At 36.6% G+C, this 26,267-nt stretch carries 22 protein-coding genes; 7 read left to right on the forward strand and 15 right to left on the reverse strand.

The window, feature by feature from the left end:
* The coding region (locus H0V01_10840) for a transposase (GenBank protein ID MBA2583866.1) at positions 1–398 on the forward strand (398 nt) is incomplete at its 5' end.
* Positions 399–870: 472 nt separating this feature from the next.
* On the opposite strand, the gene H0V01_10845 is transcribed toward H0V01_10840, so the two are convergent.
* The 13 genes from H0V01_10845 to H0V01_10905 all read right to left on the reverse strand — a co-directional run bounded on the left by H0V01_10845 (position 871) and on the right by H0V01_10905 (position 12,989).
* Positions 871–2,736 carry a CHRD domain-containing protein gene (locus H0V01_10845; GenBank protein ID MBA2583867.1) on the reverse strand — a complete coding sequence of 622 codons (1,866 nt, stop codon included), beginning with the start codon at positions 2,734–2,736 and terminating at the stop codon, positions 871–873.
* A 250-nt stretch (positions 2,737–2,986) separates the two neighbouring features.
* On the reverse strand, positions 2,987–3,442 hold the full coding sequence (locus H0V01_10850; protein MBA2583868.1) for a DUF2062 domain-containing protein: 456 nt from the start codon (positions 3,440–3,442) through the stop codon (positions 2,987–2,989).
* On the reverse strand, positions 3,443–3,973 hold the full coding sequence (locus tag H0V01_10855; protein MBA2583869.1) for a glutathione peroxidase: 531 nt from the start codon (positions 3,971–3,973) through the stop codon (positions 3,443–3,445). It abuts the gene before it with no gap.
* Positions 3,974–4,023: 50 nt separating this feature from the next.
* Entirely contained in the window at positions 4,024–5,265 is a 1,242-nt protein-coding gene (locus H0V01_10860) for a class I SAM-dependent methyltransferase (protein ID MBA2583870.1), read from the reverse strand.
* 108 nt (positions 5,266–5,373) lie between these two features.
* Positions 5,374–6,138 carry a DUF1365 domain-containing protein gene (locus H0V01_10865; GenBank protein MBA2583871.1) on the reverse strand — a complete coding sequence of 255 codons (765 nt, stop codon included), beginning with the start codon at positions 6,136–6,138 and terminating at the stop codon, positions 5,374–5,376.
* 32 nt (positions 6,139–6,170) lie between these two features.
* Positions 6,171–7,487: an FAD-dependent oxidoreductase gene (locus tag H0V01_10870; protein MBA2583872.1), complete on the reverse strand. Its 1,317-nt coding sequence runs from the start codon at positions 7,485–7,487 to the stop codon at positions 6,171–6,173.
* A gap of 121 nt (positions 7,488–7,608) precedes the next feature.
* Positions 7,609–8,316 (reverse strand): hypothetical protein, encoded by a 708-nt coding sequence (locus H0V01_10875; GenBank protein ID MBA2583873.1) that lies wholly within the window; start codon positions 8,314–8,316, stop codon positions 7,609–7,611.
* 5 nt (positions 8,317–8,321) lie between these two features.
* Positions 8,322–9,353: a class I SAM-dependent methyltransferase gene (locus H0V01_10880; GenBank protein MBA2583874.1), complete on the reverse strand. Its 1,032-nt coding sequence runs from the start codon at positions 9,351–9,353 to the stop codon at positions 8,322–8,324.
* A gap of 65 nt (positions 9,354–9,418) precedes the next feature.
* Entirely contained in the window at positions 9,419–10,285 is an 867-nt protein-coding gene (locus H0V01_10885) for an alpha/beta hydrolase (protein ID MBA2583875.1), read from the reverse strand.
* Complete coding sequence (locus H0V01_10890) at positions 10,282–11,052, reverse strand: DUF1295 domain-containing protein (GenBank protein ID MBA2583876.1); 771 nt, start codon at positions 11,050–11,052, stop codon at positions 10,282–10,284. Before H0V01_10890 ends, H0V01_10885 begins: the two co-directional genes overlap by 4 nt.
* A gap of 138 nt (positions 11,053–11,190) precedes the next feature.
* Positions 11,191–11,550, reverse strand: a complete 360-nt coding sequence (locus tag H0V01_10895) for a DUF1475 family protein (GenBank protein ID MBA2583877.1) — start codon at positions 11,548–11,550, stop codon at positions 11,191–11,193.
* A gap of 53 nt (positions 11,551–11,603) precedes the next feature.
* Entirely contained in the window at positions 11,604–12,446 is an 843-nt protein-coding gene (locus H0V01_10900; protein MBA2583878.1) for an anti-sigma factor, read from the reverse strand.
* Positions 12,447–12,989: a sigma-70 family RNA polymerase sigma factor gene (locus tag H0V01_10905; GenBank protein MBA2583879.1), complete on the reverse strand. Its 543-nt coding sequence runs from the start codon at positions 12,987–12,989 to the stop codon at positions 12,447–12,449.
* A 782-nt stretch (positions 12,990–13,771) separates the two neighbouring features.
* On the opposite strand from H0V01_10905, the gene H0V01_10910 reads away from it, so the two are divergent.
* From H0V01_10910 to H0V01_10925, 4 genes are read left to right on the forward strand one after another with little or no spacing between them, the layout of a single operon-like run.
* Positions 13,772–15,640, forward strand: a complete 1,869-nt coding sequence (locus tag H0V01_10910; protein ID MBA2583880.1) for a glycosyltransferase — start codon at positions 13,772–13,774, stop codon at positions 15,638–15,640.
* A gap of 28 nt (positions 15,641–15,668) precedes the next feature.
* A complete protein-coding gene (locus H0V01_10915) occupies positions 15,669–16,349 on the forward strand; it encodes an SGNH/GDSL hydrolase family protein (protein MBA2583881.1) in 681 nt (226 codons plus the stop codon).
* Entirely contained in the window at positions 16,342–17,529 is a 1,188-nt protein-coding gene (gene wecB / locus H0V01_10920; protein ID MBA2583882.1) for a UDP-N-acetylglucosamine 2-epimerase (non-hydrolyzing), read from the forward strand. The genes H0V01_10915 and wecB overlap by 8 nt, the downstream gene beginning before the upstream one ends.
* Positions 17,504–18,838 (forward strand): FAD-dependent oxidoreductase, encoded by a 1,335-nt coding sequence (locus tag H0V01_10925; protein MBA2583883.1) that lies wholly within the window; start codon positions 17,504–17,506, stop codon positions 18,836–18,838. Before wecB ends, H0V01_10925 begins: the two co-directional genes overlap by 26 nt.
* Positions 18,839–19,222: 384 nt before the next feature.
* Here the strand turns inward: H0V01_10925 and H0V01_10930 are convergent, their stop codons facing one another.
* On the reverse strand, positions 19,223–20,341 hold the full coding sequence (locus H0V01_10930) for a Fic family protein (protein MBA2583884.1): 1,119 nt from the start codon (positions 20,339–20,341) through the stop codon (positions 19,223–19,225).
* Between the two features lie 1,093 nt (positions 20,342–21,434).
* Between H0V01_10930 and H0V01_10935 the strand changes: the two genes are divergently transcribed.
* Both H0V01_10935 and H0V01_10940 read left to right on the forward strand, forming a co-directional pair.
* Positions 21,435–22,307, forward strand: a complete 873-nt coding sequence (locus H0V01_10935) for a hypothetical protein (protein MBA2583885.1) — start codon at positions 21,435–21,437, stop codon at positions 22,305–22,307.
* Between the two features lie 222 nt (positions 22,308–22,529).
* The gene (locus H0V01_10940) at positions 22,530–23,804 is read left to right on the forward strand and encodes a T9SS type A sorting domain-containing protein (protein MBA2583886.1); all 1,275 of its coding nucleotides are present in this window, start codon (positions 22,530–22,532) and stop codon (positions 23,802–23,804) included.
* Between the two features lie 335 nt (positions 23,805–24,139).
* On the opposite strand, the gene H0V01_10945 is transcribed toward H0V01_10940, so the two are convergent.
* Positions 24,140–26,212: a T9SS type A sorting domain-containing protein gene (locus tag H0V01_10945; GenBank protein ID MBA2583887.1), complete on the reverse strand. Its 2,073-nt coding sequence runs from the start codon at positions 26,210–26,212 to the stop codon at positions 24,140–24,142.
* Between the last annotated feature and the right edge of the window lie 55 nt (positions 26,213–26,267).

Raw genomic sequence — 26,267 nt, forward strand, 5'->3', positions numbered from 1 at the left:
TTATTGCAAAATCATGGAAAGATGATTTGCATAAATACATTTCAGGCATCATTACAAATAAAGAGCAAAAATCAATTATTGTTAATGGAATGCCCGACCATATACATGTCTTTATTGGATTGAGCCCCTCAATGAAAATTTCCGATTTGGTTCGTGATATAAAAAACAACTCTTCGAATTTTATCAATGATAGAAATTTGATAAAAGGCAAATTTGCCTGGCAAGAAGGATATGGGTCATTTTCCTATTCTCATTCACATATTCAGAATGTTTATAATTATATATTAAATCAGGAAGAGCATCATAAAAAACGATCATTCAAAGAGGAATACCTGGAGTTGCTCAAAAAATTTGAAATTGAATACAATGAAAAATACTTGTTCGACTGGATAGAATAATCATTTCACCCCTTCGGGGTTGGTTAGATGGGGTTTACCATGTTGTTATACTAATCACAACCCCTCGGGTTTATTTATCATTCAATATGGGTTGGCTGAATTAAAAAGTTGATGTAATGCAGGAAAAATTATCATGTATTTTAAGTTCGCTTGAAAGTGGCGGCAGACCAAAAGGCGGAGTTTTACTTCGTGATCAAATAACACCGGAATTGGCATGTCTGAAGAAACTCTAAACTTATTCTTTAAGAATCGGAAATGGCAAAGCAGAAAGTTTGCTTTCCACCCAAATTTCAACCATGTGCTTTTGTACAAAATCTTTCACTGCTGATTGATTTTCTAAATTCAATGTTTTTTTATCTTAAGGAATAAAATTCCGAAGGGATTAAATGATTATAGAAAAAAAATAAAAACAGCTCCCCGCTAAAAGAGAGCGGCTATAAACCGCTCTCTTTTATAAGGTAAAAAAGCTTAATTACTTTTTGACAAATCGCTTAACTGTTTGATTTGTTCCGTTATTGATTTTTATAAAATACATTCCTGTATCCAACTTTGCAAGGTTCATCTGATAAAGATTAATACCAGAAGCGGCATTAAGGGTTTCGTTGAATACCTTGTTACCTGTTATGCCATAAACCGTAATGAACACCTGGGTGGAATAGGGCGATTCGAAACGTACACTTATTTTTTCTGATGCAGGGTTAGGGAACAATTCCAAACTACCTATAGTAGAGTTATTGATTTCTTTAATACCTACCCCAATTTGAAAGCAAGTGCTTCCTCGCATTACATCACCCCTTATCTCTCCATTAGGGTTAGCTACGGTATGAACATTTATATAAACACTGTCTTTTCTGAACAACAAGGAGCTTGCAGTGGTAAATGGGGTAGTATCAGTAGATTTTAAGTAGCCGAAAGCTGCGCCATTCCCCATACTTGTTTCTGTAACAAAGCTGCTCAAATCATGAATTACGCCTCCGGTTTGTCCTGCCATGCCTTTATGAAAATGAGTACCAGTACTTGCACCGCTTAACCCATTGTAAACAAACATAAAATGGGCATTGTCTTGATTACGGTCAATGCTTACAAAGCCTGAGCCTTTGCCCGGAGTATTAACAGTAGGTATTTCCTGTTCCCCGTCCATTGAAAAAGTATATCCTTCTCTGGCAAGGCGATAAACCTGCCCCCTTATTTCACCATTCGGGTTGGCGGCAGTATGCAAATTGAGGTACATATTACCGGTAAGAAATTTATTAATTACGGCAGTAGTAAGCGTTGTTGTTCCGGTAACCCGTCCTTTAATACGGTTACCATTAATAGAGTCGGTAATATTAATTTCCACACCACCTGCTACTCCGGGTGCAGCAGAATGAAAATGTGCACCGGTAATAGCTCCACTTAATTCGTCTCCGTCTGCTACCACATCATACCATAAAGTATCCATGGTGGCATTAAGCTTAACACTAGCTACACCCATGGCATTTGTTGTAACGGAAGGAACTTCTTGTGCCCCGTCCAGCATGGCATCATGCATAAGATACTTGCCCATTATAAGCTGGCCACGTATTTCACCATTGGGATTAGCCGCAGTATGTACGTTAATATAAACATTGCCGGCCAAAAGATCGTTTAAATAAGCTGCCGGGTCTACTTCTCCTGTTATTACATTTCCGGTCATAAAGGGCCCCAAGTCTTCAACAACCCCTCCTGCAACGCCCATGGCCCCGGAGTGGAGGTGTACACCTGTTATTGCACCGCTTAATCCCTGTACCACAACATGGAACATTAAATTATCCTGGCTTTGTAATAAGTTAAAAACGCCCAACCCGTAAGCTGATGTTGTTACCGGTGGCACTTCCTGGCCTCCGTTCAAATCAGCGGTAAAACCATGATCCGTTTCCAACATCAGTTGCCCCCTGATTTCACCATTCGGATTAGCTGCTGTGTGAACATTCACGTAATACATTCCTTTTAAATATTTGGCAATCATCGCAGGGGTAATGTCACTTCCTGTTAAAGTAGCAGCAATACGGTTCCCTACAACATAGGTAGAAAGGTCTGTAACAACGTTTCCATTAACGCCCATAGCCCCTTCATGCACATGGATGCCTGTTATATTGCCACTTAAACCGTTTACGCTTATATTTACACACATGGTGTCCTTGGTGGCATTAAGTGTAAAACTGGCAACACCAGTGGCATTGGTGGCAACAGCCGGAACTTCCTGCGCACCTTCCAGTTTGGCCGAAAGCAACAGATTGGCGCTTAAATGCCCTGCATTCACATTATATGCGAAGCAAATAAAGGCAATCGCCATTAATTTAGTGGTAAGTTTTCTCATAATAGTTTTTAAATTAATAAATAATGATTCTTTTCAAACACCTACGATAAAAAAGCCAGTTTGGATTTTACCGGGAAACTTTTCTTTAAAATATCATGCCCATTTAAAAAACCCTTGGCCAAAAACATCAATGCCCTTTATTATAATATTGGATATTAAGGGAAAGTTTTTTGATTTTTAAACAATGAGAAATTATTCTACTAAACGGGGAGTTAATTTCCCGTTTAGTAGAATAATCTTCTAATGGATATCAGAAACCCAATTTTAAAATAATCCTTTTGATGAGGTGAAACAATATAAAAAACAGTGGTATACCAATTATTAACCAAGCCGTAAGGGCATGAAGGGTAGGCCAAAACAAAAGGGAAATTGCCTGGGCCGGATCTTTTGAAAACAGTTCAAAAATATCACCGATTGAAACCGAAAAAGAAGAGGCATTAAAAATTTTTTCTCCTAAAAACATAAAAGGTATGTATAAAGCAAATTGCAAGGGGTAAGCAAATTGGTTTACAAGCATAATGGCCAAAGGGTTCAGGCGGAATGCCGCAATAGCGATTAAGCAAAGGATAGTAGAGGATCCGAAAAGGGGTATGATGGCCAATATGGTTCCGAAAGTAACGGCCAGGGAAAGTCGGGACGGAGAAATACCCTGTTTTAACAATAGGGTCAGCGGCTGTAACAGTTTTTTCTGAAGATATTTTTTCAATTAAAGAAGTTCTGTTAATTCACTGCTCATAGGATTTGTTTTCGAATAAAACACCTTTATCAATTTACCAGATCCATCTAAAAGGTATTTCTGAAAATTCCATTTGACAGAAGAATCAAATTGTCCGTTTAGCTCTTTTACAGTTAGCCATTTATAAAGCGGGTGCTGACCTTTTCCCTTTACAATGATTTTTTGTGTCAGGATAAAAGTAATACCAAAGTTCTTCTCACAGAATGAGGCTATTTCTGCTTCGTTCCCGGATTCTTGTTTTAAGAATTGATTACAGGGAAGCCCGATTACCACCAACTTTTCTTTATAATATTCATGCAGCTTTTGTAAATCTTTATATTGTTTGGTATAGCCGCATTCCGATGCTACGTTTACCAGTAATATCTTTTTCCCCTGGAATTTGCCCAACTTAAAAGGTTCCCCTTTTATATCTGTTAATTCTATATCATAAACGGAAGAGGGATTGTTAGTCGCCACAAATTTATTATCTACGTCTTTCAACAGAAAAATAGAATTTATCATTATGAGTATTGAAAATAATTTGAGTATAGCCATGGTTGGTGGTTTATTATTTACATATTTTTGTTGTTAGGCCTTGAATAGACCATTTGCATTACATTGATATTACGCATCAGAAAAGCGGCCTCGCAATAGCACATATAATAATTCCACTTCCTTTTAAAGGTATTGTTGAATCCAAGCCTGTTAATGTTGTACCAGTTGGAATTGAAAGACTCCAGCCAGAAACGAAGTGTTTTTGCATAATGAAGCCCCATTTCCTCCAAATTAACAAGTGTGAGATCGCTTGTGTTGTTAACTGCTTTATTGATTGCAGCAATGGAAGGCAATAAAGAGCCTGGAAAAATATATTTTTGTATCCAGTCCACATTGCCCCGTAAACTCTCATATCTACTATCTGGACAGGTAATTACCTGCAACCCTAACAAACCATCTTTCTTCAACAGGTGATGGCATTGCCTAAAATAGGATTCCAGGAAATTATGCCCTACTGCTTCAAGCATTTCAATGGAAACAATCTTGTCATAAGAACCTTTTAGTTCCCTGTAATCCTGGAGAAGAACCGTTACCTTATCCTCAAGCCCTGCCAGTTTTACTTTTTCACATGCCATTTTATGTTGTTCCTCAGAAATAGTGGTAGTTGTTACCCTGCATCCGTATTTTCCGGCCATATAAATGGCATTGCCGCCCCAGCCAGTTCCTATTTCAAGAACATGATCAGAAGATTTTAACTTAACCCTCCTACAAAGGGCTTCATATTTTGCATATTGGGCTTCTTTCAAAGGCATATCGTCTTCTTTAAAATAAGCAGAGGAATAGGTCATTGTTTCATCCAAAAACAGCGAAAAGAAATCATTGTTCAGGTCGTAATGGTCGCTGATGTTTTTTCTTGAGCCATTTAATGTATTAGAGCGAAAAAAATGCTTGTTGATGTTGAAAAATTTCAGCACGTTCACTGAAAACATATTCAGCTTGTTTCCTGAAATTGTGGGTGCATTATCAATATTGGACAAGAACCAGGAGATAAGATTGGTTATGTTTGTTGATTCCCAGTCCCCATCCACGTAAGCTTCTCCAAAACCCACATCTCCATATAAAACACATTTTTTAAAGAACTCAGGCCTTGTTATCCTTATGTCTGCCTGTAACGTTTCAGCCGTATTGCCGGTAGCTATTGTTTCTCCGTTCGGTAGCGTTATTGTTAAATTTCCTGTTTGCATTTTTTGAAAAATCTGCAAAACAATATTTTGCCAGATATTTTCCTTCCTTTTTAAAATAATACTTGCAGCTTTCATATGTATATAATTTATTTTTTTAACTGTCATCCCGATTTATCGGGATAGCCATGCTGTATTCATTAGCGTTTGTGAACGGTTCGTGCATGGCTATTTCATAATTTAGCGTTATTGATGATGAGGACGGTAAACATCCTGTTGTAATTCTTTATGTTCAGATTTTTTATGGTATGGTAATTTTTTTAACAGTAAAATAACTGCCTGCCAATGGATCAGGGTAATCACTTTTAATGTGATAAGCGGAAAACGAAAGGCAAAGCGAAAAACATTGTAATTGGTCAAAGACTTTCTTTTGCCTGTAAGGGTGCTTACAAAAAAACGCTCCCCATCTTTATGATCATCAATCCGGATATTTAATTTTTCAGAAGGGACTCCTAAATTAAAATCAAATTGGGTATCGTGGTCGATGAAAGGCGAAACATAAAAATATTTGGTGGTGTTTAGATGAAATATATTGCGCATATAATTTTCAGGGCCTATAAAGTAAGGCTTCATCTCACGGAAGGTATTGCAGGTTTCCACTATGGTGCAAATGGGTTGGTTTTCATTGTTAAAGCAGTAATATAAGGATACGGGGTTAAATTGATATCCTAAAGTGCAAAGATTGGTCAACAACATTATTTTGCCATCTTTAATATCAATCCCTTGTTCTTTCAGGTAACCGGAAATTTGCTCTTTTGTGTTTTTTGATGTGTCGGGCCTTTTTGCAGGAAACTGCAAGTGATCGGCATCCCTGAAATTAAAATAATTAAAGCGGTTGCGACTTATCAGCAGGATTTTTTTTGTTATTTCGTTAATCTCATCCAGGTCTATATAAAACATAAAAATACTATAGTGAAACCGATTTTGTTTTGGTTTCAGCCGGTTATGCATAACCGTACATTTATATAGGCAGGAATTCTTCATTAAGCGCTAGTTAAACTTTTACTGAATAATGGAGTTTCATATTTTTTCACTTTCGGGTGGTTCTGGCCAAGGATTTTTTTGCATAATTCCACGGAACTTGTAAAAGCATCTTCGTGAAAACCGTATCTGAAATAGCTTCCGCAGTAAAAAACAGGACCTGACTCATTTAACTTACCCAAGCTTTTTTGTGTTTCCATTGCTTTAACCGTAAAGATAGGATGGTCATATTCAATCACTTTAATGGTTTTTTTGGGGTCTACATTTCCAGGATCATTTATAGAAACAAAGTAATTTTGATTTTGGGAAACCTGCTGTAAACTGTTCATGAAATAAACAGTGGAGGGCGAAAGTTTGCCTTTTTTACTCTCAATCCGGTAGTTCCAGGAAGACCATGTCTTTTTGTTTTTAGGCATTACCGAAGAATCGGTATGCAATGTGGCTATGTTTTTTTGGTAACTGAAATTGCCGAGCATGGCTGTTTCCTGTTTAGTCGGGTTCTCCAGTATTGGCAACACCTGATCTGCATGACAGGCGAAAATCACCTGGTCAAATTCATAATGGTTCCCGCTTTCAGATATTACTGTTACCTTATTATTCTCTTTTCTGATCACTTTTTTTGCACCTTCATTGATTTTAATCTTATCCTTAAATGATGCAACAAGCCTTTCCTTGTATTCTTTGCTTCCTCCCGAAACCGTGTACCATTCATGCTGGGTATCCAACCCGAGAAACCCATGGTTTTTAAAAAACCTTACAAGTGCGATTGCCGGGAATTGCATACTGATATCGGTAGGTGTTGACCAGAGTGCAGAACTCATCGGCAACAGATATTTGAACATCATATCAGCGCCATAATTTCTCTTTTTGATGTATTCATACAAGCTATCGTTACTGAATTCCGATGATTCCATGTCAATCACGCTTTGTTTGTTAAAGCGGTTAATTTGCATCAGCATTTTTAAGTGACCAGGGTTGAAAAAATTTTTTCTTTGGGCAAAAAGGCCATCAAAGCCTGTTCCGCTGTATTCTAACCCACTCGGAAGATGCTGAACACTAAAGGACATAGCTGTTTTTTTTATAGGCACCCCGAGTTCTTCGAACAAAACAATAAGGTTTGGATAGTTAACTTTGTTGAAGACCATAAAACCAGTATCAATAGGTATATTACTTCCATTTTCATTAACGTCTATCGTATTGGTATGGCCACCAACATAATTGTTCTTTTCAAAAAGGGTAATCTCCTGATCGTCTTGCAGGAAATGTGCACAAGCCATACCCGATATTCCTGTTCCTATAATCGCTGTTTTTATTTTCATGGGCAATAATCGTTTACCGTCACATGGAATTGTTCATTCCATAATTGTTTTTGCAATGTATTGTGTTTGTAAATATTGATTTACTGATTTTTACAGAAAATTCATGTATAATGATTTTAGCTTATGGGCCTTGTTCAGGATAAATAAGCCGTGCCAGGTAATTCTTTCCCGAGTTATTGCTCAGGTTGGATTTTCCTTCATAAATCAATATCCGCTTTGTTGCCATATCATAAGTAATGGAAATGGGATCAGAAAGCCACCTGAACATTACATTGTTCGGTTCTACTATAACCTTGGCTTTATCGTTACCAACAGAACCATCCTTTACTAACCTTGCCCTTAATTGAAAATAATTAAGTTCGGATGACACCGTAAAATTAAATACGAGCACCTTCCCTTCCATCAACTCCGACCAATGGTCTTTTATATAATAGTTAAACCCACCATCAACAGTAAAAGGTTCCGGCACCGTTAGGGTCTTTTCACGGATTGGCTCCTTCTCATTCGATTTTACAAATAGCCTCACCTTGTTTCCGTCCACAATTGCCCCTTCCTGGTATCCTGTTAGCAGATCGGAAGTTTTAAAATCGGGGGTGTGCCTGGATTTTGAAAAATCAAGGTTTCGCTGAGCTACCAATTTGTTTTTGGAATCATAATATTTTGTTTCGGTGCCGGCATGTTTTCCATTTTCAAACATTTCGGTGTGTGTTTCTTTGTAAATAAATTTTTTGGAACCTATCTCATATGCATAGCCTGAATACGTTTCTGTTTTTAAGCCGGTTGCCTGGCCTAATGCATAAGCAACGATAATAATTAAAAACTTCCCCATTTCCGTTATGGTTTTTTATTAAAAAGATAATGGCTTACCATCCATTCATTTCCTCCGTTAAAGCCCCACAACTCGGCACACGACATAAAGAATATCCTCCAATACGCCAACCATAGCATTCCTTTGTCTTTTCCATAGGTTTTGTTCATGATGGGTATAATTTTTTTCTTGTTTTTATCCATATTTTCCAACCAAGCCTCTGCGGTTTTGCTGTAGTTGATGCCATTTACCCTCCAATGCTTGTTTTTTTGGAAGTGGTCGTCAAAATAAAACAGGAGATCATCGCTAGGCATAATTCCCCCTGTAAAAAAATATTTGGACATCCAGTCGCTCTCGTCCTTTACTTCAAACTTGTAAGCATATTTATGGTGGGTAAAAATGTGTACGAACAGCTTTCCATCTTCCTTAAGCCATTTCGATATATTTTTCATTAGTTTCTGATAGTTTCGCATGTGTTCGAACATTTCTACGGAAACCACCCTGTCAAATCTTTTTTCTATGTCAAACGTATTCATGTCAGCAGTAATAACTTCCAGGTTTTTCAATTTCCTTTCTGCTATTTGTTTATCGATATGTATTTTCTGGGTGCTTGAATTTGAAACAACGGTGAACCTGCTCGAAGGAAAATTCTGGGCCATGAAAAGAGAAAGAGAGCCCCAGCCACAACCTAATTCCAAAACATCCTGTCCTTCCTTTAAATCTGCTCTTTGACAAGTTAGTGCCAGCATTTCACATTCTGATTCAATCAGACTAGTAGCGTTGTTTTCCCAAGATCCGCAACTGTATTTCATATATGGTCCTAGCACATATTTGAAAAACTCCGTTGGAAGCTCATAATGCTGCTCGTTAGCAGCTTTGGTATTAACAGCTATGGGGTTTTCTTTGAGTTCATCAACTAAAAAACCAATGTGTTTTTTAAGGTCATGCCCTGAAGCATTTTCTTCCTCCCGGAGCCTTTGGATCAATAATTTTTTGATGTTTTTTCTGATCAACCGTTCAGGGACCAAATTATTGGAAAGTAGTTTATCGTACCACATGTTTAACAAGCTTTTTTTTAAACTTACGTGTGGTTTTCTTATTTGGATTTGAAAAATGAAAAAATTTATTCTTTTTCTGGAAAATAAGGTTCTTTGAGAAAAGAAAGAATATCCCGGCCCATAGGGTTGTTCCTGAAATAAAGCTGGGCGATCATTCCGAAATGATTTCTTCCTTTTATTACTTTTAATGAGCAGAAGTTACCGGATTCATTGAGCTTATGGCAGAACATTTCGCTACTTTCAGAAATAGTTTTATACGTTTTAGATCCTGTAAAAACGAGAAAAGGAACAGATCCTTCTTTGGGGATATGATAAATCGGGGAGGCCTTTCGCCATATACGGGGATCGGTTGTAAAAACTGCTCTTAAAGATTTGCTATAATTATTGTTGTATTGTTCAAAATAAGAAACCATATCCAGACCAAAGGCATCAATAAGTATGGTCTTTTTTATAGGGTTGTTAAGGTTTAAATCTTTAAACGTATTTCCTAAAGTAATTAAAGCGACAAGATGGCCCCCGGCCGAATGCCCTGCAACAGTTATTTTTTTAGGATCGCCACCGAATTTTGAAATGTTTTTGTAAACCCAGTCTGTTGCAGCAGCACAGTCCTCTGCCATCTTATCATATTTAACGGAAGGACTTAAACGGTAGTTTATCAAAACCGTAACAATGCCTTTTTTTGCCATTCTATTACCGATAAAATGAAATCGGTTTTTACTTCCTGTGTTCCAACTGCCCCCGTGAACAAATACTAAAACCTCTCTTTTGTTTTCGCCAGGTTCTGGATAAAAAATATCCAGGATATGCCTGTCAGGGTCAAATTCATTAAGGGTTTTATCCTTGTATGGAATATCTTTCGACTTACGGATGTTTGTGCTCCATAAAAAGGAGGTAAGAAAAATCGGAAGGGTCAACAATACCACGCTTTTCATTTTATTCTGAACCAAGGGAAAAATGCATTCGTTGTTTTTTGATAGTTAATATATGCTTCTCCTTTTGATAAAACTGCCAGTTTCTCCAACATAGGAATGCCTGTTACATTATTCAATAAAAAATACATACTAATGGGTGAAGTTAAAGCCAGCCAGCCAAAAGGAGAGGATAATGCATAAACGGCAAAGCCGACCCATATCAGCCATTCGAAAAAATAATTGGGGTGGCGGGAATATTTCCAAAGTCCTTTTTGACAAACTTTTCCTTCATTTCCACTTTCTTTTTTAAAAGATTTAAGTTGTTTGTCTGCCACACTTTCCCCAACAAACCCTACCAACCAAATGGTAGAACCGGAGATCTCAAAAAAAGAAACAGAGGAGTCCTGATCAATAAAAACCAACAAAAAAGGAATTGAAAGCAGCACGTTTGAAAATGCCTGGATTAAAAAAAACGACAGCATGTTACGATTGGCATTTTTTCCGTATCCTTTTCTCAATAAAGCATATCTTATGTCTTCTTTATTTCGGTGAAAAGAGTTTCGGATCAATAAATAAGTTCCAAGCCTTATGCTCCAAAACATTACCATGGCTATTAATAAAAAAATCCTGATAGAAGAACCTAAGGTTAGAAAATAAAAAAGAACGATCAGAAAAGTAAAATTATAGGCCCACCAGGCATCTACTATGCCGGCATTTTTTGTTTTTAATTGCCTTAGCCATACAATAAACAGTACCGATGAAGTAAGCAATAGCCCCGATAATAGCATTTTAACAATAAGCAACATTATATTTATATAAGTTTTTTTACAAAAAAGAAGACAGAACAAATTTAGGAAGACGGGAATTATACAGAATTTAACTGGGTATAAAAAAAATGGTATATCCTTAAATTTAAATAAATTCTATTAATTATTTTGTTTGATGAGCAAATCTTTTATACTCTCCTTTTCCTTTAACTGAAACAGTTCTTTTAATATGTAGATACAGGTGGCTACACTTCCCAGCAGAATCAAGAGTATTAACCACAATATCTTCTTATAGTGCTTTTTTTCTTTGTAAGCTATCCAAAGAAACAGCGCTGCTACATTGGCATAGAAATCAATAAGGGTAGCTTTCATCCAGGGTATTCGGATTAAATCCGGAAGTGCTTCAAAAAGATTGCTTTGCAGGCTTGTTTGTATAATGGTGAAAACCATTCCAATTAAAAGGATGGAAAAGAGGAAAATCAATAAGTTTTTTAGCATGGCAGATATAAAATATATCATATATACGCTAAAAGAAAAGAGTTGGATTTTTAAAGAAGCAGAAAAAACGGAGATTATACTTTTCCAAGCACAAACATTTCTTCCATTGTAGGAGAAGGAGATCCTCCCTTTTTCTCTAAGGTTACCGCAAATGCCTGGGGGTTTTCAACCTGTTTCATTTTTTGCAGCGTTTCCAAACGATATTCAAAAACACCCATGTCCACCGGCTGGCCTTCCACAATTGCCCATAGTTGGTATTGTTTTCCGGAAGGGGGCTCGGGAAGGTTGTTTAAGCTTAAATAAACACTGTTGTCAGAGGGATTGAAGTAAACAGAGGTAAGTCCGTCAGGTGCTTTGTTCTCAAGGCCTTTTAATAGCACTTTTATGTTGTTCGGGTCTTTCACAACAGCGAGTTCTTCTTCTGTGTTGTTTAAATTTTCCTGTAGGGAGGATAGTGATGCCGAAACGGCATTTCTTTCTTCTGTTATATTTGTGATCTGTTGCTTTTGTCCAACATAATTCCTGTATAGGTTATAAGAGAACAAACCTGTTGCTATCAAAATTGAAACAGAAGCAGCGACAGCCAATTTAAGATAACCGGTTTTGGCACTTTCTGTTTTCACGTTATTGCCTGCATCATTAATTGAGATAATCTTTGATTCAGGCCCCTGTTTCTTTTTTTGCTGCTCTTCTATTTCTTCAACTTGCTTAAAAATTTTGTCTTTCAGAGTGGGGGGAGGTGTTGTTTGATGGGAAAAGGCATATCCTTCCATGGCACTTTCAAATCTTGAAAGTTCCTGTTTTATTTCAGGGTAAATATGAGACATACATTCTACCTCACGCCTCTCTTGATCAGAAGCCTGTCCTAAAATATAGTCCTCCAATATTCCGGAAGATATGTAACTTTTTACATCCATTTAATTGAATAATTTCCTTAATTCTTTTAATGCGGCCCTTACCCTCGTTTTAACAGTTCCCAACGGAATGTTTAATTCTTTTGACGCCTCCTCATGGGTGTAACCTGAAAAATAGATTGCATGGATTACTTTTTGATACTCAGGGCCCAGTTTATTTACAACTTCCCTCATTCCTATTGTTTGAATATTGTTTTGATGGTTTTGGCTTTTATCAATAGTATATACGCTCTGATCGATATCTTGGATTTCGGGCCTTGTTTTTTTACTGCGTAATTTATCTATGGATTTATTCCTGGCAATATTAAGCATCCAGGTAAACAGTGAACCTTTCTTTGCATCATAGCTCTCCATTGCCTGCCATATTTTAACAAATGCTTCCTGAAGAACATCTTCAGCCAGTTCCTGGTCGGACAGTATTTTTATGACGACCCCGAACAAGGCGCCTGAATATTTATCATACAGATAGCTGAAAGCTTCTTTGTCTTTCTTTTTTAAAAGATCAACCAGCTCCTGCTCACTGTATGTTTTTTTGTTTTTTAACAAAGATTTTAATTTTGGGCCGGGCAAATATACATTTTTTCACATTCATCCGAAACTTTTTATAAACCCCATTAAAATCCTCTGTAATTACTGATTTCATTGAAATAGCAATGAATTATTTCTGAAAACATCTCCTTTTTTTTGTTCCTATGGCTTGTCCCTGAATTTGCACAACACTTACCTCCAATTGCCACCGTTAATCCAAAAATGTAGTCTGTTTTTAAGAAGTAACTGATTTTAAATAATCCATTTGAGATTTTATAAAAAGCTCCTGTGCATTTATGATTTCAAGGTGCTTCCTGCCTATTATTGTATTGTTTAATTACTGTTACAGAATTATACTGTCGCTGGCATTTCAATTGGCAAATTGGCAATGAAAGGTCTGCCTAGTTAGAAATTTAAAACAAAAAAGGGAATAGTATATTTTAATGGAAAAATAAAATAGCCATTATTACTCAGGTGTTTAAAATTATTGTTTAAGAGGTAATTAAATCGACCAAAGTGTTTGAAATTTGGTTTTTACACTTTTTGAGTGCTTTGCGTAACCTTTGCGAACTTTGCGGTTAAATACCAAAGATACTAACTTAAATCGTTATATATCAATAACTTAGCGAATCCACAAAAAGAATAGGAACTTGGCTTTTTTATCGTAATTAAAGATTCGAATTTTTATGCTGTAGAACCAAATCCACAAGTTTCATAAATAAGCCCACACCTTATTATTTATCTTCCCCTTAAGCAGCCGGAATTTCAGTCGGGAACAGATTTTGGTTTTACTCCAGGTAATGAAAGAGTTTTATTTCAACCAGTTCGACCACCGTAAGCCATATAAACCCGTAAAAGATAACATTTACAGGGCAAGGTTATTTCAGGTGGCCGGAATCCTGGCAATCATAGCAGGGCTGATTTACCTTTACTGGAGGTGGGCTTTTTCATTGAATTTTGATGCACTCTGGTTCTCACTGCCGCTGGCCATAGCCGAAACATTCTCCTTTTTGGGGATTTGCTTTTTTATTTTCGATTTATGGCAAAATAAAGATGCAGCACAGCAACCAGCACCTCATTATTTATCAGAGGTGGAGGAGTTGAACGGGAGGGAAGACAGGCCCATTAAAATAGATGTTTTTATTGCCACTTTAAATGAAGAAGCAGAATTGCTAAGGTACACCATCAAAGATGCCAAAGCAATGGAATATCCTTTTGACGATATGCCTGTTCATATTTTTGTTTTGGATGATGGAAGGCGTGACGGGCGCAATATTCACAAGGAAAATATAAAAAAACTCTGCCAGGAGGAAGGTGTAAAGTATATTTCCAGGGAACATAACACCGGTTATAAAGCAGGAAATTTAAAAAACGGCATTGAACATACTTCTGGCGATTTTTTTGTAATACTTGATGCCGACAACAGGCCGTTTCCAGGTTTTTTAAAAAATACCCTTGGTTATTTCAAAAGGGAAAAAGTTGCCTGGGTGCAAACCTGCCATTGGTTTTATGATACCACAGAAACAATCCCTTTAAGTACCTACCTGATTAATGCCCTGGGCATTACTTCTGAAAAACTTAAGAAAGCAATTATTTTTTCAACAGGATATATTAATACTGGCGGAGATATCTTCGGAAGTGAGCCAAGGCAGTTTTATGAGGTAATCCAACGTAGAAGAAACTTCCACAATGCGTCCTTTTGTTGTGGCGCTGCATCTGTTCACAGAAGGGAAGCGGTTATGGGCAATTCCATTAAATTATTCAGTGAATCCTTCAATGAAGGCTTTCTGCAGGGGAAAATGCAAAAGGACAACCAAAACCTTATGGCAAAGCGGATGGAATTAATCCAAAGCAAAGAATTAATGCCTTTTATGTTTCATGCCTCAGAAGACCTCTATTCTTCTATGGTTATCCACAGCGACAGTAAAAATAAATGGGAGAGCGTGCTTCACCCTTACGTGGAAAGTAAGTTGCTTTCGCCACAGGATATGCAAACCTTTGTAAAGCAAAGGCTTCGCTATGCAGAAGGCTCTATTGACATCGCCCTCCACGACAACCCCTTATTCAAAAAAGGGCTTAGCTGGAGGCAAAAACTTTGTTATTTCCATACAGCCTGGGCTTATTTTTCCTGCATCTGGATACTGATATTCTTACTTAGCCCTATCGTATTTTTCTTTACGCATCAATTGCCTGTGGATTGCAGCTCTACAGAATTTTTTGCAGTATTCATTCCTTTTTATTTCATCTATAAAATAGCCGAAACAGCAGGCTCCTGGGGAATCTCTCAAAAACGTGGCAGGCAGTATTATATATGCCTTTTCTGGATAAACCTTCAGGCAATCATCAGTGTTTTATCAGGCAAGAAAGTGAAATTCACAGTTACGCCTAAATATAAGCAGCAGTCGCACCCGCTAAAACATTCCTGGCCACATTTAACCATTATAATACTCACCGTTTCTGGTATCATTTTAAATGGAATACTGGTGTTTTTTGGAAGTGAAAATCTCTCATTTGGCATTACCATGAATACTTTGTGGGGGCTTCATAATTGTTACACTTTAAGTGTTTATGTGCGCGCTGCGTATTGGGATACGGAATTATCCGGTGTTAAAGAAAAAGTTAAGGAAATCGAGAGAAAATCATATAGACCTCTGGCGGTAGAAGCCTGAAATAATTTAATTATTAATAAGAATAAACATGAACTGGGAAACATTAATGTGCTTCGGAGATAGCATCACCATCGGGGCAAGAAGTTATTGCGGATATCCTGAATATGCCGGAAACCTTTTGGAAAAAAAACTTGGAAACAACTGGAATGTCATCAACCTGGCGGTGTGTGGCTATACCGCAATGGATTTGGCACGCTACATTAGCAGTAACTTTTCAAACCTAAAGCAATTTGAGCCAGGCATCATATCTATTTTGATAGGAACCAATGATGTAAAGAAAAACACCTTGCCTTCTGATTTTGAAATAGCATACCGGCAAGTTATCCTGAAAGCTTTGTTGCTTTCCTGCAACCGGAATGTGGTATTGATAAAATTGCCCTTTTTTCCTAAAAATGTAGCATATCCCTATAACTTCGGGATGAATAATAAAGTCGATTCATGCAATGAAATTATTGACCAATTGGCTGTGAATTATAACCTAAGGGCCATGGAATTTCATTTAAATGATGCTGACCTTTTCGATGGGGTACACTTGAATGCAACTGGTTCAAAAAATACCGGGGCACAATTATCGCGCTTTATTGAAGCGGATAAAGGGCTGGTTCAAATAAAAGAAATTCCTGCAATGGCTAAAGATGCAATCGCAGGAAACATCTTAAAGGATTTTGTTGGAAATGATTTAAGCACTTTCAAAGCAAAAAATGGATAAAGCATTATTGGCAATAGGAACAAGGCCTGAGCTCATCAAGGTTGCACCCGTTATCCGGGAGATGGAAAAGCGTGGCCTTCGGGGACAATTAATCGTAGTAAATACCGGGCAGCATAAGGAGTTAATGAAAAACACCTTCCGGATTTTAGGAATTGATGCAGACTATACACTCGATTTAATGATTCCGGGCCAAAGTTTAAATGAATTAACCGCCAGGGCATTGGTGCAGTTTCAGCAATTAATAGATGAACTTCAGGTAAAAAATGAAAAACCTGCTATTTTTCTGGCCCAGGGTGATACCGCAACGGCTTTTGCAGCATCGGTTACTGCTTTTCATAATAAAATTCCATTTGCCCATATTGAAGCAGGTCTTAGGACAAATAACCTGGAGAATCCTTTTCCGGAGGAATATTACAGAAAAATCATCAGCCTGAATACGATGAAACATTTTACCCCAACTATATCGGCAAGCAACAACCTGTTAACAGAGGGGATAAATCCAGAAAACATCATCATGACCGGAAATACGGTGGTTGATGCTATCGAATATATTAAAAAAGTTCAGTTAATGGATGAAGTTGCAAAAGATTTAAAATTGCCAATGCATTACCTTAAACAGCAGAAAAACCTGGTGCTGATTACATGCCACAGGCGTGAAAATTTTGGGGCTAATATGGAAAATATTATAAAGGCCATTGGAGAATTGGCTCATGAAAACCCGGGCCATAATTTTGTTTGGCTGAGGCATCCGAACCCTTCTGTCCAAAAAAGCCTGGAACTAGCCAAAATTGGCGAACAGGCTAATGTTGCCATTATTGACCCGCTGGATTACTTTGACCTGGTAAGTATTTACCCATTCATAAAGATTATGATTACAGATTCCGGTGGCCTGCAGGAAGAGGCGCCTACCTTTAAAATTCCGGTGATTATTTTAAGGGAAACCACAGAACGTATGGAAAGCGTACAAAATGGTTTTGCATTTTTATGCGGGGCAAACCGGGAAAAGATAAAAAATGCTTTTCAAGGCTGTGTTTTAAAACCGGTAAACATAACCCATAACCCTTATGGGGATGGAAAAGCCTCGAATAGAATTGCTGATTTTCTCCAGGATTTCCTGAAGCCTGAAATTAAAATTATCATACAAAAAGAAGGTTATGAAGAATTGCACGCTAAAGTTTAAAACAGTTATTATTGGCGCAGGGCCTGCCGGCACAGGAATAATTTTTAATGCCATACGAAAGGGGAAGTTGAAGGAGCTATTAGAAGGTGGCCTTGCTTTTATTGAGTCAACAGGCAATTTTGCATCCGGTACTATCGGGAAGTACCTGGTTAATTCAGATTCTAATGGGGGAGTGTTTTTAGAATGTTTAAATGACACCGGCACCGATTGGTTTAACCATCTCCAAGCGGATGAAAAAGTTAAATCTATTGCAGAAATGGCATCCAATCCTGTTCCTCTGGAATTAGTGGGTGAATATTTACATAGGCTTGGAGCAGCATTAAAAAACATAATAAATGGTATTTCCCCTTCCGGAATTTTTCAAAATTCAAAGGCAATTTCTATCTATAAAGAAAAAAGCGGGCAATTTTTAGTTAAAATGCAAACAACAGAAGATGGCAAAGTAACAGAGCGCCTGATAGAAGCAGAATCCCTGGTATTTGCAATGGGTGGGAAACAGGATTTTGAGAATATGGCCAATAGCAGTATTACACCCTCATTAAAATTAAAAGAATTTGAACAGAAAATCTTCCTGACAGATGAATTTTTTACCGCTCCAGGACTATCAAAAGCGGAAGTATTAATTAGAAAAGCAAAATGTAATAAAGTTGTGGTCATTGGAGGCTCTCATAGTGCATTTTCATCCATTTGGCTGATGTTAAATAAAATGAATGGAATTGAATTTGAAAAAGCAGCCATTTCCTTAATTCACAGGGGAAAGTTTAAACTGTTTTATGAATCAAAAGAAAAAGCGTGGGCGGAAGGTTATGGTGATTTTACGGAAGCGGATATTTGCCCGGTAACGCAAAGGGTATTTCGGATGGGGGGCATGCGTGCCGATTCAAAGGACTTGCTAAGAAAACTTTTCGGCTTAAGCCATCAAAGGGAAGAAAGGATAGAACTGCTTGAAATTGATGATGGTGGCGATAATTCAGAAATTCTGAAAAAGAAATTGAATGAAGCGGCACTCATCATACCTGCTTTTGGTTATCAGCCTAATACCATTCCTTTATATGATGAAGCAGGAGTTGAGCTCATGTTTTCCCAAAAACCACTGGTCAACAAATACTGCCAGGTAATGGATGTTAATGGGAATACTATTACCGGGCTTTATGGAATTGGGCTTGCATCCGGCTTTTTACCCTGGGGTGAAATGGGCGGTGAAGCCAGTTTCAATGGGCAAACCAATAGTTTATGGGCATACCAGCACGGAATAGGGGAGTTAATTTTTAACCAACTGATGAATGCCGGGAAAGTTATGGCGATATAAAATCATCCCCATCAAGTCCTGATCCTAATTTTTAGTATTATATGTGGTTTGTGAAAAACAGAATGGCTGTTGGAGTTGATACCAAAGTCATAGGATGGGTGAGCAAAAAAGGGATGTTTTCGAAAATACAAATGAATATAACATGGCGAAACGTAAGTTCGTGAAATCAAAGATTCATGAACACCTTTAAAAATTAAAAGACAAGTGAATAATACATAAAAAAACACATGCTTTAGCATTGGCTTTGCCGAATCTTGATTTGGTAAAGCAAATCATCGATTTCATGAGTTCCTTAAAGGAATAATAAAAAAAACGAATAATTAAGGAATGAACAATTCCATTTGAATTTATTTTATCAAGAGATTTATTATAAGTAATTTTATTTTAAGCTTCTTCCAGAATCCGGATTAAACTGTCATTTAGGTAAAAAACTTCTTTTCCGTTTTTTTTATAGGATAAAATTCCTGCCTCAACCAACTCCGCCATGTATTTTGTTAAAGTTGTTCTGGAGGTTTTTCCTAATGCCTCTCCTACAACAGCAGGCTTAATATAAGGTTGATAAAAAAGCGCCTCATTTACTTCCTTGTTGTACCATTTGATTTCCTTTTTTCCATGGCTTAATGTTGACTCCATTTGTTTGATGATCTGGTCGATTAAATCATTGGTAATTGCAGAGGTTTTGCATACTGCTTCAAGCATATACAGTACCCATGGCTTCCAGGCGTTTCTTTGTGTTACAGCGCCCAGGTTAAAATAGTAATCCTCCTTATTATTAATGATATATTTTGAAAGGTAAAGAATAGGGTGGGAAAGTAGCTTTTTCTGAACCAAGTAGAGCAGGTTCAAAATCCTTCCTGTCCTTCCATTTCCATCCTGAAATGGGTGGATTGCTTCAAATTGATAATGGGCAATACACATTTTCAGTAAAGGGTCTTCTGGAAATTGCACATCGTCATCCATATAATCCAACAGGTTTTTTACAAGTTTTTCAATGATGCCTTTTCCTCTTGGTGGCGTATAGATTACTTCCCCCGGTTTAAATTCACTCGGGCCACGCTTAATAACCACAAGGGCATGTGGAGGGCGAAAACCGGTATGGGCATTTTTAACCATCTGAAATACCCTCTTAATAGTTTCTTCCTGTATAATGCCATTCTTTGTAAGTTCATCATGCCCTGCCCATAAGGCTTCTCTGTACCTCAATACTTCTTTGGTTGATAAATCAGCATCTTTCTCCTTTACGCTATCTGAAATTGCTTTATATAATTCGTCTTCAGTTGTAAAAATATTCTCTATTTCTACAGATGTTTTAGCCTCCTGAAGCGCAATGGTATTAATGAGCATAAAAGGATTCGGCAACCTCAGGATATTAGCATTTACGGTTGCCAATTCCCTTGAAGCCAACAGCAGTTTTTTAAGGATTTCCAGGTCCTCGTCCAGTTTTTTAGAAGGAGGAAGCAATGGTAATTCATTATATGGGAGGTTTCGATCTAATTTAGCCATACGTCCATTTATTTGCTTTTATTGAACATGTTTACGAAATTAAATAAAAAACTGGACATATAATCATAACATGTCCATTATTTGCCTTTTATTGAACATGTGTAGTTTTGTTGTACAGAAACTGGACATATAATCGTTACATGTTCATTTTATATTAAAAATTGAACATGTTTGGTTTGAATTGATAAAAAGCGGAGCATCAATTTTTTCTTTTACAGGTTTGTAATTTCCTACCTGTAGAATGATTATCAAAACCTACTCATAGTCCTGAGCCTTTACCTGCACATGGAGAAGAGTCAATGTTAGTATTATTATTAATTAAAGTTTCGGAGTTGTAAATTCCTTGTTTTACTGATGTTTCAGTATGTAAAAATATTTTAGATAAAAAACTGAAACATAGAATTAGTGCTTCCAGCACATTTATGTTCAATTGTTTGGCAAAACACACATTGTTGAAAATTAGCAATTTGCGTTGTTGTATTTTTTTAATATACTGAAATTAAGGCAATTAAATCAGCTCCGAAACTTCAGTTATTAATTAAAGTTTCGGAGTTGTAAATTCCTTGTTTTACTGATGTTTCAGTATGTGAAAATATTTTAGATAAAAAACTGAAACATAGAATTAGTGCTTCCAGCACATTTATGTTCAATTGTTTGGCAAAACACAAATTGTTGAAAATTAGCAATTTGCGCTGTTGTATTTTTTTAATATACTGAAATTAAGGCAATTAAATCAACTCCGAAACTTCAGTTATTAATTTCCTCATAACTAAGTTCAAATCTTCTGTTTTTCAGCATTAAATCTAATTAACCATTCGGCTATCAATACATACCTCTTCTTCTCCATAAAATTTAGCCAAAAAAACACCTTCGCAATTTGTGATATTTAGAATTCAGGTAGTAAAGTGGCTGACGGAATTGCCCAAGGTGGGGGAAACCTTCTGCAGAAGCTAAAAAATGTTTTCCTAATCCCGATTCTACCCAATACTCAAACGGTTTTTGGTGTAGATAAACATTTCTGGAATTGCTGATTTTTCTTTAATGGATAAAAGGGTATGATTTTAGAAAAATTTAAGTAATTAATACTTAAAAAATGAAAAGGCTGTATCTGTTTTTCCTTATGTTTTTAATGCAGGTAAATCTTTATGCACAGGAGATAGAGTGGGCAAAGAAGATTAGTATTCCTTTTTGGAATCCACATGGAATGTTATATGATAATTCCGGAAATGTTTATCTCTATGGCTCATATTACAGAAACTGGAACATCAATGATCCTGGCCAGGTTATAAATGATACTGTAGGTTCCTTTATTCAAAAATATTCCGATGAAGGCGAATTAATATTTGAAAAAAGGTGGAAGCTTCCATTTTATATCGTTAAAATGATTTTTGATGGTGATAATGCCTTTTATTTTACTGGCTGTTTTGCAGGTTCTCTTAATCTAAATGGAGTTGCTTTTAATAGTATGGGCGAATATGATGGTATGGTAGGGAAAATGGACTTAAATGGCAATATTTATTGGGTTAGTACTTTCGGAGGAGGTAAATCTGATTTTGGAATGGGCATAAGCATGTATGCCAATAGCACAAATTTGCTGATAACAGGTTCTGTAGCTGATTCTCTTTTTGTAAACAGCCAGTATAAAGGCAGTGAACCCCTTCCAATGTTTTTAGGCATTTTTAATTTAAATGGGCATAATATAAAAAACAAACTTGTTGATTTTATTCCTGAAAGAATCCATTCAAATAGAGGAATAGAAATAACCTGCGACAAGAATAATGAAATTTTTGTTCTTGGGGACAGAGAAGGCGCCCATTGGTATGGTGATACTATTGATGGCCCTTTAGCAGGAAGATATATCATAAAATTTAATGAAAATCTTGATACCCTATGGTCGAGGTATTTGATTGGGCCATCCTGTTATAACGGATGGAGCAATGGAAATCTTGTAGCCGACAGCAAGTGAGATATTTATACCAGAAGTTACTGCTCTTTTAAATATGGTGGAGATGGCAGTATCAGCAGGTTAAGTAATTCGAATGCAAGTACATTATGGACAGGGCAAAATAGGGATGGGGGTTATAGTGATATTTTTTTCCGTAACAATTCCATATGGTTTGTTGGTAAAGAAGGGGCAAATGGCTGCCCTTGCCCTGGCAGCAATTCTGGTTATCAGGTGATAAAGAAGATGGATGAAAATAACCAACTTTTGGGTGAGGCAAGGATAATGGGAGTATGGCTACGGAAAATTATTCAGGATAATCAGGGAAATGTATTTGTATATGGTGCTTTTAATGAAAGGCAAGCACATATTGGCAAAGATGTAATACTAGCTGATAGTATTTCAAGCAGTGGTACTTCTTTTTACTATTCTGGACATTTTTTAATCAAACTGAATGATAAAAACTGTACTCCTCCAAGTATTAATGATGTACCACACCATCCATTTAACAGGATTATTTGCCCAGATCAGGTCTTTCAACTTGATGCAGGCCCTGGCTTTGTGGATTATGAGTGGAGTAATGGTTCTAAAACTCAGAAAATAGAAGTTTCTGAGCTAAACAGATATACCGTAAAGGTGAAGGATAAGAATAATTGCATTTCATACTCATCTCCAATTTCAATTTTACATAAAGAAAATAGTTCTGTACACAATTTATGCCTGATAACTTATGAAAATGATAAACAAATAATTTATGGCACTTTGAATTTTGATTATAGTACAAAGAATTATAAAATATACAAAATAGATAAAGCAACAGGAGATACTGTAGATGTTTTGTTTGAAGATTACAAAAATTATTTAAATGTTCAATTTGTTGATGAAAATTCTACACCTTCAACCAAAGCTTATTTATATTCCATTTCAAAGGTTGATACTTGTGGCCTTGAATCACCAGTTAGTGTTGCCCATAAGCCAATTCTGCTAAAAATAAGAAAGGAAGGCACAAGTAATTTACTTGAGTGGGAGCCTTATGAAGGGATGGATATTCATAGCTATCATATTTATAAAGGAACAGATAAAGGGAAGATGCGTTTGGTTGATTCTATTGGTGTTTCAGTTTTAATTTACGTTGACACAAATCTGGATAGCCTTTTTCATTATCAGGTGAAGGCCAACAAAAAATTATTTTGTTACTTGGGTAGTAGTAATTATTTTGGAACTACATCTTCAAATATTGTTGTGGATGAGGCCTATGTACCTACAATTGTTGAGGCAACTGAAATGGATATTAATGCCGATCTCTTTCCTAACCCTGCCCATGATATTTTAACCATTCAGCTTCCTGAACAAAAACAAGTAACTATAGTTCTTAAAAACCTATTAGGAGAGGTACTTTATAAAACCTCAGGCAATCAAAATAAATTTGAAATTCCAATGCAAAATTTTAAACAGGGTTTATATGTTATTTCTATTGATTATGGAGTGGAAAGGAAGCAGTTTAAAATTATAAAACATTAAAAGTTTTTAGTCATAAAGGCTGTTGTAATTTAGGATGGTATAAATTATCTATTTATACTTTTGGTTTTATACTTGCAAGGAAAACTTTAAAATATATTTAAGCAGTTTTCATTCTGTATTCTACATTTTGATACTATCAAATGCTAATGAAGCCACCTAATGAAATAACCCACCTGAACAAAAAAAATCAGTATTAAAGTAATCAGCCTTTTCATAATCTACACTTTTTAATTTAAAATCTTAAGCATTTTCATCACTACAACTTGTCCCGTCCCGAAAGCTTTATAGGTCATCGGGATCACCATAATCCGCTAATCATCGCATCCGCTAATTAGTTAATTGATAACCAGCTTCCTCCTCACCAAATCCTCCCCAACTTTCACCTGCACAAAATAAATTCCTTTAGAAAAGCCACTGGTGCTGATGTTTTCGTTGCTTTTTACCTGGCGCTGGAGCATAATTCTTCCTGAAAAATCGGTGATGGTAACATCAGCTTTCTCGGCTTCAAAAGAAAGGGTGAAATGGGAAGAGGTGGGGTTTGGGTGGAGGAGAAAATTAATTCTATTTATTGCTTCCGACTCTATACTGACATTACTACTTAATTCCATGCTGTGTATATAAACTCCTCCTCTGTTCAGCGATGCATAGAGTTTACCATCTCTTACAACTAATCGCCAAATTTTATTTCCTGCTAAATCATTTTCTAAATCAAAATCTATCCCCTCATTCATTGGTTCCCAGGTTTTGCCAAAATCTTTGGTGAACAAAAGGTTTCCATTATAATTGACTGTAATGGCTATTAGTGAATCCTCTATAACAATATTGCTAACAAGATTTTTAAATCTCATATTTGAATTGTCTTCCCAGGCCTTGTTCCAGGTGGCCCCACCATCACGGGAGATATAGAGGCCTTGGTTAAAAGTACCTATGCATATTATATCACCTTTTACTTTTGCTGAGTATATTTCCCATATACCCAACCAGGAAAGAATTGCAATTTTTTTAAAGGTTATACCACCATCATCTGACCTAAATAATTCCTGCCTTGTAAAGCCATAAATGAAATCATTGTCTGAATCCAATAAGCTATAATTTTCACCTCCTAAATATTTATAAGATTTTCCTTCAAGCTCATATAGCCCGTGAGTGGTGGACAGCAACAGTTTACCTTTATGCTTTAAAAAACTTTTGGCACTTATATCATTTGTACTGTCAGGAAAAATGACTTCCCATTCATTGCCTCCTTGTTTTAAGATGCTTAATTGTAGTTTATCGTCAATAATATAAATATCCCCTTTGTAAGTTTGTGCTTGGGTAATATAACCTGGGGAAAAATAGGGAGTAGGTTTGCCTGAATCAGAAAAGGCGAATTGAGTGCTTAAGTCAGGAGATATTTTTTCCCATTTCTGTTTTTTCTCATCCAGCTTGTATAGTTTTTGATTAATTGAAGCTAACAGGCCTGCATCAGTATTTGAAAGGCTATATACTGGAGCGCCATTTAGAAATATGCTGGCTTCTTCCCAGGTGCCATTGTTGAATTTGTATATTCCATTAAAATTATCTGTTCCTGCAAATAAATGCCCTTTGAACTTTACAAAAGAGGTTACATTTTTTCTTTCAAGTCCGGTACCCAGGTAATTCCATGTTAAGCCATTATCAACAGAATAGTACACACCGTTGATGGTGCCAGCATAGAGGGTGTCAGTGTCCATAAAAAAAGTTCTTAGGTATGCAGGTATAGATATGGTTTGTTCCAGCCACGTTTGCCCCAGGTTTGGAGAAATATGATAACCTAAAAAAATACTGTCCCCTTTAAATTCTAAGGCATTTGAGCTTCTTGGAGAATCAATGGTTTTCCATGATAAGCCATTGTTATAAGATATACAAGTTTTGCCTTCATTTTGCCTTTTTGTACTTGCTATTAAGGTATTATTTCCAGCTGCAAATGAAACAAAATTCCCTCCTATGACTAATTTCCAGGTATTATCATTGAAGCCACATTTTAAAATTCCACCCTGATGGCAGAAAAAAACAGTGTCATCAATCGCTGCAAATCTAGGTACACCATCCCAACTAGAGGAATGAAAGTAAAAGTTATCATTCTGAATCATCTCCTGCCAGGAATCTCCGTTATCAAGGGAAACATAGTATTTACCTGTGTAAATAAATAATTTTCCTCTGTAGTGAAAAATGGCCCTTGTGAATTCATAATTATTAAAATTCCATGTTTTGCTTCCATCATCAGAAAAATATAACCCTCTATCGGTGCCAGCGAAAATTCGAGTATCGGAGGCCGCAAGGCAATTAATAGTCGCACCGTAAGGCCCGTTTGTGGGCTGCCAACTTTCCTGGGCCTGTACTAAGCCCTGTAATACAACAACCATTGAAAACAAAATCAACTTTCTCATTATCTTAAACTTTCAATTTTCTAAAAACCACATCCGTTAATCCGCTAATCATTTC

Source organism: Bacteroidota bacterium, from assembly GCA_013696965.1.
In the GTDB taxonomy this organism is placed as follows: domain Bacteria; phylum Bacteroidota; class Bacteroidia; order JACCXN01; family JACCXN01; genus JACCXN01.

Coding starts and splice junctions, on each gene's coding strand:
- H0V01_10870 (MBA2583872.1), bottom strand. CDS start 7,487: ATGAAAATAAAAACAGCGATTATAGGAACAGGAATATCGGGTATGGCT.
- H0V01_10930 (MBA2583884.1), bottom strand. CDS start 20,341: ATGGCTAAATTAGATCGAAACCTCCCATATAATGAATTACCATTGCTT.
- H0V01_10885 (MBA2583875.1), bottom strand. CDS start 10,285: ATGAAAAGCGTGGTATTGTTGACCCTTCCGATTTTTCTTACCTCCTTT.
- H0V01_10875 (MBA2583873.1), bottom strand. CDS start 8,316: ATGGGGAAGTTTTTAATTATTATCGTTGCTTATGCATTAGGCCAGGCA.
- H0V01_10935 (MBA2583885.1), top strand. CDS start 21,435: ATGAAAAGGCTGTATCTGTTTTTCCTTATGTTTTTAATGCAGGTAAAT.
- H0V01_10880 (MBA2583874.1), bottom strand. CDS start 9,353: ATGTGGTACGATAAACTACTTTCCAATAATTTGGTCCCTGAACGGTTG.
- H0V01_10900 (MBA2583878.1), bottom strand. CDS start 12,446: ATGGATGTAAAAAGTTACATATCTTCCGGAATATTGGAGGACTATATT.
- H0V01_10945 (MBA2583887.1), bottom strand. CDS start 26,212: ATGAGAAAGTTGATTTTGTTTTCAATGGTTGTTGTATTACAGGGCTTA.
- H0V01_10890 (MBA2583876.1), bottom strand. CDS start 11,052: ATGCTATTATCGGGGCTATTGCTTACTTCATCGGTACTGTTTATTGTA.
- H0V01_10910 (MBA2583880.1), top strand. CDS start 13,772: ATGAAAGAGTTTTATTTCAACCAGTTCGACCACCGTAAGCCATATAAA.
- wecB (MBA2583882.1), top strand. CDS start 16,342: ATGGATAAAGCATTATTGGCAATAGGAACAAGGCCTGAGCTCATCAAG.
- H0V01_10940 (MBA2583886.1), top strand. CDS start 22,530: ATGGATGAAAATAACCAACTTTTGGGTGAGGCAAGGATAATGGGAGTA.
- H0V01_10895 (MBA2583877.1), bottom strand. CDS start 11,550: ATGATATATTTTATATCTGCCATGCTAAAAAACTTATTGATTTTCCTC.
- H0V01_10865 (MBA2583871.1), bottom strand. CDS start 6,138: ATGCATAACCGGCTGAAACCAAAACAAAATCGGTTTCACTATAGTATT.
- H0V01_10925 (MBA2583883.1), top strand. CDS start 17,504: ATGAAGAATTGCACGCTAAAGTTTAAAACAGTTATTATTGGCGCAGGG.
- H0V01_10915 (MBA2583881.1), top strand. CDS start 15,669: ATGAACTGGGAAACATTAATGTGCTTCGGAGATAGCATCACCATCGGG.
- H0V01_10860 (MBA2583870.1), bottom strand. CDS start 5,265: ATGAAAGCTGCAAGTATTATTTTAAAAAGGAAGGAAAATATCTGGCAA.
- H0V01_10845 (MBA2583867.1), bottom strand. CDS start 2,736: ATGAGAAAACTTACCACTAAATTAATGGCGATTGCCTTTATTTGCTTC.
- H0V01_10855 (MBA2583869.1), bottom strand. CDS start 3,973: ATGATAAATTCTATTTTTCTGTTGAAAGACGTAGATAATAAATTTGTG.